This is a genomic window from Streptomyces sp. NPDC059787, from assembly GCF_042732315.1.
Classification (GTDB): Bacteria; Actinomycetota; Actinomycetes; order Streptomycetales; family Streptomycetaceae; genus Streptomyces; species Streptomyces atrovirens.
In genome coordinates, this window is the sequence record NZ_JBHWHX010000098.1 from 1 (window position 1) to 7165 (window position 7165).

Annotated in this window: 8 protein-coding genes; all 8 read right to left on the reverse strand. The window is 70.3% G+C overall.

What is annotated here, in order from left to right; genetic code table 11:
* Positions 1–141 precede the first annotated feature (141 nt).
* Positions 142–1227 (reverse strand): lysophospholipid acyltransferase family protein, encoded by a 1086-nt coding sequence (locus ACFV5H_RS37555; protein ID WP_385059080.1) that lies wholly within the window; start codon positions 1225–1227, stop codon positions 142–144.
* 14 nt (positions 1228–1241) lie between these two features.
* The gene (locus ACFV5H_RS37560; RefSeq protein WP_385059083.1) at positions 1242–2303 is read right to left on the reverse strand and encodes an NAD-dependent epimerase/dehydratase family protein; all 1062 of its coding nucleotides are present in this window, start codon (positions 2301–2303) and stop codon (positions 1242–1244) included.
* Between the two features lie 169 nt (positions 2304–2472).
* Positions 2473–2571: a 30S ribosomal protein bS22 gene (locus ACFV5H_RS37565; protein WP_003948845.1), complete on the reverse strand. Its 99-nt coding sequence runs from the start codon at positions 2569–2571 to the stop codon at positions 2473–2475.
* Between the two features lie 154 nt (positions 2572–2725).
* Positions 2726–2938, reverse strand: a complete 213-nt coding sequence (locus ACFV5H_RS37570) for a helix-turn-helix domain-containing protein (protein ID WP_004984898.1) — start codon at positions 2936–2938, stop codon at positions 2726–2728.
* 129 nt (positions 2939–3067) lie between these two features.
* A complete protein-coding gene (locus tag ACFV5H_RS37575; RefSeq protein WP_385199164.1) occupies positions 3068–3883 on the reverse strand; it encodes a phosphatase in 816 nt (271 codons plus the stop codon).
* 96 nt (positions 3884–3979) lie between these two features.
* Positions 3980–5152, reverse strand: a complete 1173-nt coding sequence (locus ACFV5H_RS37580) for an acetoin utilization protein AcuC (RefSeq protein WP_385059089.1) — start codon at positions 5150–5152, stop codon at positions 3980–3982.
* Positions 5103–6335: an MFS transporter gene (locus tag ACFV5H_RS37585; protein ID WP_385059092.1), complete on the reverse strand. Its 1233-nt coding sequence runs from the start codon at positions 6333–6335 to the stop codon at positions 5103–5105. The genes ACFV5H_RS37580 and ACFV5H_RS37585 overlap by 50 nt, the downstream gene beginning before the upstream one ends.
* Positions 6336–6401: 66 nt before the next feature.
* Positions 6402–7058 (reverse strand): HAD family hydrolase, encoded by a 657-nt coding sequence (locus ACFV5H_RS37590; protein ID WP_385199165.1) that lies wholly within the window; start codon positions 7056–7058, stop codon positions 6402–6404.
* Positions 7059–7165: the final 107 nt, after the last annotated feature.

Below are 7165 nucleotides of genomic sequence, written 5' to 3' on the forward strand. Positions count from 1 at the left end.
CCCCTCAAGGGGCGCGGGGAACTGCGCACACCAGGGGCGCGGGGAACTGCGCGAACAACCACAACCGGCCCGCACCCGCCGCACAACCCACCGCACCGAGCTCTCCCGCGTCCAGCGCCCCGGGGGCAAAGGGGAGCCCCTTTAGAAGAACACCGACCTGCGCTGCACCAGCAACTTGTACAGCGTGTGCTGAATCTGCTCCCGAACCTGATCGGTCAGATTGAACATCAGCATCGGATCATCCGCCGCCTCCAACGGATACCCATCCGTCAAAATCGGCTCACCGAACTGAATCGTCCACTTCGTCGGCAGCGGAATCGCCCCCAGCGGCCCCAGCCACGGAAACGTCGGCGTCAGCGGAAAGTACGGAAAGCCCAGCACCCGCGCCAACGTCTTCGCGTTGCCGATCATCGGGTAGATCTCCTCCGCCCCGACGATCGAGCACGGAATGATCGGCACGCCCTGCCGCAGCGCCGTGGAGACGAACCCGCCACGCCCGAACCGCTGCAACTTGTACCGCTCGCCGAACGGCTTCCCGATGCCCTTGAACCCCTCCGGCATCACCCCCACCAGCTCCCCCTGCCCGAGCAGCTGCTCGGCGTCCTCCGCACACGCCAGGGTGTGCCCGAGCTTGCGGGCGAGCTCGTTGACCACGGGCAGCATGAACACCAGGTCCGCCGCGAGCAGCCGCAGATGACGCCCGGCCGGATGGTGGTCGTGGACGGCGACCTGCATCATCAGAGCGTCCACCGGCACCGTCCCCGAGTGGTTGGCGACGATCAGCGCGCCGCCCTCCGAGGGGATGTTCTCGATGCCCTTCACCTCGACCCGGAAGTACTTCTCGTACACCGGCCGCAGCAGGGACATCAGGACCTGGTCGGTGAGCTCCTCGTCGTAACCGAAGTCGTCGACGTCGTAGTCCCCCGTGAGCCGGCGGCGCAGGAACGCCAGCCCGCTCGCGACCCGCCGCTCCAGGCCGCCGGTGCCGCCATCACCGTCACCGGAGCCCTCGGCGGCCGGCTCCTGGGGCTGCTCGTCCTCACCGCTCACCGGATCATCATCCTGCACGGACGCCACACCCGGCAGTGGCTGAACCTCCCCGACCGCCGCGGGCCGCGCCCCGCCCTGGCGCCGGCTCCCCGCGCCCCGGCGACGCGACGGGCGCTGCGCGGCACCCCCACGCGAGCGGTGGTCGTCGTCGAACGGAATGACCTTGGCGTCCGCCATCGTTGCTGCGCTCCTCAGTTGGCGCTCTGCGTCGGGGGGTGACCGCTGCCCGGCAGGGGCAGCGCGGCGATCCGGTCGACGGCCCTCGCGAGCCTCTCCGGCGGAAGCAGCCCGGGACCGCGACTGCGCACGAAGTCCGCAAACGTTTCGGCAGTCGAGTACTTCGGGGTGAAGCCCAGCGTCTCCCGCATCTGGTCCGTCGCCACCACCCGCCCGTGCGTGAGCAGCCGGATCTGCTCGGGCGAGAAGTCCGTCATCCCCAGCGTACGCACCAGCGAGCCCGCCCAGGTGACCGCGGGAAGCAGCAGCGGCACCGTCGGCCGGCCCAGCCGCCGCGAGCACTGCGAGAGCAGCAGCACACCGTCGCCGGCGATGTTGAAGGTCCCGCTGTTGAGCGTGGAGCGCCTCGGTTCGTGCGAGCCGATCCGCAGCACCTCGACGACGTCGTCCTCGTGCACGAACTGCAGCCGGGGGTCGTAGCCGAACACGGTCGGCAGCACCGGCAGCGAGAAGTACGAGGCGAGCGGGCTGTCCGCGGCCGGGCCCAGGATGTTGGCGAACCGCAGCACGCACACGGCGACGTCCGGACGGCGCCGCGCGAAGCCGCGCACATACCCCTCGACCTCGACCGCGTCCTTCGCGAAGCCGCCGCTGGGCAGCGACTTGGGCGGGGTCGACTCGGTGAACACCGCCGGATCGCGGGGCGCGGAACCGTAGACGTTCGTACTGGACTTCACGACCAGCCGCTTGATGTTCGGGGACTTCTGGCAGGCACCCAGCAGCTGCATGGTGCCGATGACGTTGGTCTCCTTCAGCGCGGTCCGGCCGCCGCTGCCGAGCGGCGTGCCGGTCACGTCGAGGTGGACGACCGTGTCGGCGCCCGACTCGGCCAGCACCCGCGCGACGGTGGGCTGGCGGATGTCCGCCTGGACGAAGTCGGCGCCGCCCAGGTGGTGCTCGGGCGGGACCGCGTCCACGCCGACGACCCGGTCCACCTCCGGATCGCGCAGGATCCGCCGGACGAAACGACCCCCCAGCTGACGGGCCACCCCGGTCACGAGCACGACCTTTCCCAAGATCAGCGCCTTCCTCTCGCCCTGCTCCCGACGGCCAACCTATCGGGTCCCCGTCGCTCTGTGGTGCCGACCGGATGCTTGAAGTGACGACAGCCCCGGACGTACGAATGGCAGTGGCCCCCCACCGGAGTGCGGTGGGGGGCCACTGGACACGCTCTCGCGCTGTCGCTTACTTCTTGTTGCGACGCTGAACGCGCGTGCGCTTGAGCAGCTTGCGGTGCTTCTTCTTGGCCATCCGCTTGCGCCGCTTCTTGATAACAGAGCCCACGACTACCCTCGCTCACTTCTCATCACTCGGTGTTTGGGCGCCATGGGCCCACACGACCTACGAGGGGCTAGCCTACCCGCCCGAGCGCTGAGACCGTAATCGAGGTGACCGGGGAGGCCCGTGAGTGCCCGGTACGGACCTCCCCGGATCGCCGTCAGGCGGTTTCCACCCCCACGTAGCTCTCGCGGAGGTACTCGTGAACCGCTTGCTCCGGGACGCGGAAGGACCGCCCCACCCGGATCGCGGGCAGATGACCGCTGTGCACCAGCCGGTACACGGTCATCTTCGACACTCGCATCACCGAGGCGACTTCCGCCACGGTAAGGAACTGAACCTCGTTCAGAGGCCTCTCGCCAGCTGCAGCCATGACACACCTGCACCTTCCGCACTCGACGGCCACCGGCTTCCCCTTCCGGTGACTCTTCGTCGCTGCGTGCTCACTCCCCAATGTAGGGGCGGGTGATGCGAGTGGGGAAGAGGTGCACCCATCGGCGGCCTACTGTGACAGACACGCTCGATTGAGTACGTAGCGGGCCAGCGGCAGGTAGTGATCGGACCGCACGCCGTCATCAAGTGGAACGACGAGGGATACGGTCCCCTCGGCCTCGCCGACGAACGGCGCGGGGTCGTTCACATCGGCCGGCCCGACGGCCTCGAACCCCAGCTGACCTGCCCCGCAGACCCATCCGTGGTCACCGATCACCAACTCCGGAAGCGGCCCGCCGACGTCGGCCGCCGCGGCGAGCGCGGCCCGAACCGGGAGGGGGGAGTGCGTGTGTGCGCCCGGCTCACAACCGGGGCGTTCCGCGGTCGCGCCCCGGACGAGCCCGACTCCTCGCACGTAGTCGAGGTTGCACGTGCGTAGACCGAACCGGGTCGTTATGTCGACACAGCGACCCTTCGCGGGGGTGAGGACGGCACATCCCGCCGCCGACAACGCGTCTGCCAGAGCGGCGTAGAAGCCGAGCAACCGGTGCGGATGACCGGTGCCGAGCAGCACCGGCCCGCCACGCTCCGCAGCGACCGCCAGCCGCTCCGCGAAGGCGTCCAGGGCGGCCAGGGTCCGCTCGGGGTCGATCACATCATGGCCGAAGGTGTGCGCGGGATCGGCCGAAACCCCGCACCGGTCCGCCATCAGAGCGAGCAATTCCCGCTCACCCCATACCCACTCCGGGTCCAACCCGATCAGAAGACGCGGATCCCGGACCGCGAACAGCCGGTAGCTCCGCAGGCTCTCCTCCCGCGTGGTGCCCACGACCCCGGCGAGCCGGGCAGCGAGGAGATGCGCACGAAGCTCGGCGGTGGTCTGCACGGTAGCGATGGTGCGGGATGCGCGTGCGGGGTGCGTGCGGAACCGCGGAACACCGCACGGTCGGCGTAACGGACCGCCCGTACGGCCGTACGGGCGTCAGGCCAGCAGCCCCCGCAGCGGGAACACCGCGCGCCGCGACGCCAGGATCGCCTGGTCCAGACGGTCCGCCGGGTCGTACCCCTCGTCCCACGCGGCCCAGGAGACCGGCCACCGCCCGTCCGTCATCCGCCGCGGCGCCGGCTGCCGGGTCCGGGCGTACACCTCCTGCCGCCAGCCCTCGGGGATCACCGTCGTGGGCTCCACCGGCCGCTCGGCCGCGATGCCCACCAGATGGGTCCAGGACCGCGGCACGACCTCCACCACCGCGTAACCACCACCGCCCAGCGCCACCCACCGCCCGTCGGCGTACTCGTGCGCCAGCTCGTGGCACGCCACCTGCACGGCCCGCTGCGCGTCCAGCGACACCGCCAGATGCGCCAGCGGATCCTCGAAGTGCGTGTCGGCCCCGTGCTGCGTCACCAGCACCTGCGGCCGGAAGTCCGCGATCAGCTCCGGTACGACGGAGTGGAACGCCCGCAGCCACCCCGCGTCCCCGGTCCCGGCCGGCAGCGCGACGTTGACCGCGCTGCCCTCCGCACTGTCCGCCCCCGTCTCCTCCGGCCACCCGGTCTGCGGGAACAGCGTCCGCGGATGTTCGTGCAGCGAGATCGTCAGCACCCGCGGGTCCTCCCAGAACGCCGCCTGCACCCCGTCCCCGTGATGCACGTCGACGTCGACGTACGCGACCCGCTCCGCGCCCAGCTCCAGCAGCCGGGCGATCGCCAGCGCGGCGTCGTTGTACACGCAGAAACCGGAGGCCGCGCCCGGCATGGCGTGGTGCAGCCCGCCCGCGAAGTTCACCGCGTGCGGCACGTCCCCGCGCCACACCGCCTCCGCCGCACCCACCGACTGCCCCGCGATCAGCGCCGACACCTCGTGCATCCCGGCGAACGCGGGATCGTCCATCGTCCCCAGCCCGTACGACTGGTCCGCCGCCGCCGGATCGGCCGAGGCGGCCCGCACCGCCTCGATGTAGTCCTCCCGGTGGACGAGCCGCAGCGTCGACTCCCCGGCCGCCTTCGCGGCGACCACCTCCACCTCACGGTCGAGCCCGAGGGCACCGACCAGACTCCGGGTCAGCGCCAGCCGGACCGGGTCCATCGGATGGTCCCGGCCGAAGTCATAGCCCGTTACTGCCTCGTCCCACATCAGCTGTACGCGCCCGCTCATGCCCGACACCGTATCGGTCCGGTTCGGCGGCGAACGACCTGGCGTACACGAGCGTCACCAGCACCAACACCATCGGCACAAGCATCGCCCCGCGGTAGCTCCAGGCGTCGCCGAGCGCCCCGACCAACGGCGAACCGATCAGAAAACCCACATAATTGAAGACATTGAGCCGTGCGACGGCCGCGTCCGAAGCCCCGGGGCCATCACGCTCGGCAGCCCGCCGCCCCGCCGCCGCGAAGGTCTGCGGCACCAGCACACACAACCCGAGCCCCAGCAGCGTGAACCCCAGCATCCCCACCCACGCACCGGACGCACCGGCCACCACGGCGAACCCCGCCACCGCCACCAGCGCCCCCGCCCGCACCACCGCCACGGCCCCGAACCGCCGCACCCCGACGTCCCCGATCGCCCGCCCCAGCAGCGTGGTGACCATGTAGACGTTGTACGGAACGGTCGCGAGCTGCTCCGAACTCCCCAGCACGTCCTGGAGGTACTTCGCACTCCAGTTGGAGACCGTCGAGTCCCCGATGTACGCCACCGTCATCACCAGGCACAACGGCAACAGCCACTTGAGGCCGCCGGTCGTGTGCCCGCCCTTCGCGTTCTCCGGGGCCCCCTGCTCCTCACCCCCGTCGACGTACCACCGGCTCCCGACCAGCGCGGCCGGCAGCAGCACCAGCACCACCGGCAGATACGACACCCACAACGCCAGATCCCAGTGCGCCCCCGCCCACGCGAGCGACGCCCCGACGATCCCGCCCGCGCTGTACGCGGCATGAAAGCTCAGCATGATGCTGCGCCCGTACGCCCGCTGCAGACTCACCCCGAGCATGTTCATCGACGCGTCCAGCGCACCCACGGCCAGCCCGAACGCGGCCAGCGCCACGCCGAGCCCCGCCATGTGCTCGCCCGCTCCGACACCCAGCAGCGCCAGCAGCACCACCGGCTGCGACCACCGCAGCACCCGGCTCGGCGGCACCCGCTTCACCAGCCGCTCCGTGGTGACACTCCCGACGCCCGCCAGGATGGGTACGGCGGCGAGGAAGACCGGCAGCAGCGCGTCGGAGACCCCGTACCGGTCCTGGACGGCCGGGATCCGCGTCACGAGCAGAGCGAAGGCGACGCCCTGCACAAGGAAGCTGAACGCCAGCGAGGCCCTGCCGCGCCGCAGCACATCAGTCATGGCGGCGAGCGTAGGGCTCGGGGGTACCGGTGGGTAGATCCGGTCAAAGATGAGTTGGGCTCAGTTTCAGCTCGGGTCCCCGTCGAGCAGTGCGGCCAACTTCCGCATGTCCTCGAAGAGTCCTGTGGCCCCGGAGAGCTTCCCGGCGGGCGTCATCGCGGTGAACCCGTACACGTCCATCCCGGCCGCGACCGCCGCCTGGACGCCCAGCGGACTGTCCTCGACGACCACACACCGCTCGGGCGCCACGCCCATCCGCTCGGCCGCGTACAGGAACAGATCCGGTGCCGGCTTTCCCCGCCCGACATCCTGCGAGCTGAAGATCCGCTCGTCGTCGAACCACCGGTCGAGCCCCGTCGTGCGGTGCCCCACCCGGATCCGCTCATGGCTCCCGGACGAGGCCACGCAGTACGGCACCCCGTCGGCGGTCAGCTTCTCGAGTACGTCCATGGCGCCGGCCACCGGCTTCAACTCCCGCTCGAACGCGGCGAAGACCCGGGCGTGGAACACGTCGTCGAAGTCCGCCGGCAACCGCTGCCCGGTCCGTTCCTCGACGAGATCGTGCACGCGATGCATGGCGGAACCCATGTAGTCACGGATGGAGTCCTCGTACGAGGTCGGATGGCCGAGGTCGGTGAGATAGGCGGCCAGGAGCCGGTTGGAGATCGGCTCACTGTCGACGAGAACACCGTCGTTGTCGAAGAGGACCAGGTCATAGCGCATACTCCTGACCCTAAACGCAGAAAACCCCGCACCGGTACGGTGCGGGGTTTTCCCAATATTTGTTCGGCGGCGTCCTACTCTCCCACAGGGTCCCCCCTGCAGTACCA

Bases quoted from the DNA above. Each gene is read 5' to 3' on its own strand.
- ACFV5H_RS37570 (WP_004984898.1), bottom strand. From the start codon at position 2,938: ATGGCTGCAGCTGGCGAGAGGCCTCTGAACGAGGTTCAGTTCCTTACC.
- ACFV5H_RS37555 (WP_385059080.1), bottom strand. From the start codon at position 1,227: ATGGCGGACGCCAAGGTCATTCCGTTCGACGACGACCACCGCTCGCGT.
- ACFV5H_RS37585 (WP_385059092.1), bottom strand. From the start codon at position 6,335: ATGACTGATGTGCTGCGGCGCGGCAGGGCCTCGCTGGCGTTCAGCTTC.
- ACFV5H_RS37590 (WP_385199165.1), bottom strand. From the start codon at position 7,058: ATGCGCTATGACCTGGTCCTCTTCGACAACGACGGTGTTCTCGTCGAC.
- ACFV5H_RS37580 (WP_385059089.1), bottom strand. From the start codon at position 5,152: ATGAGCGGGCGCGTACAGCTGATGTGGGACGAGGCAGTAACGGGCTAT.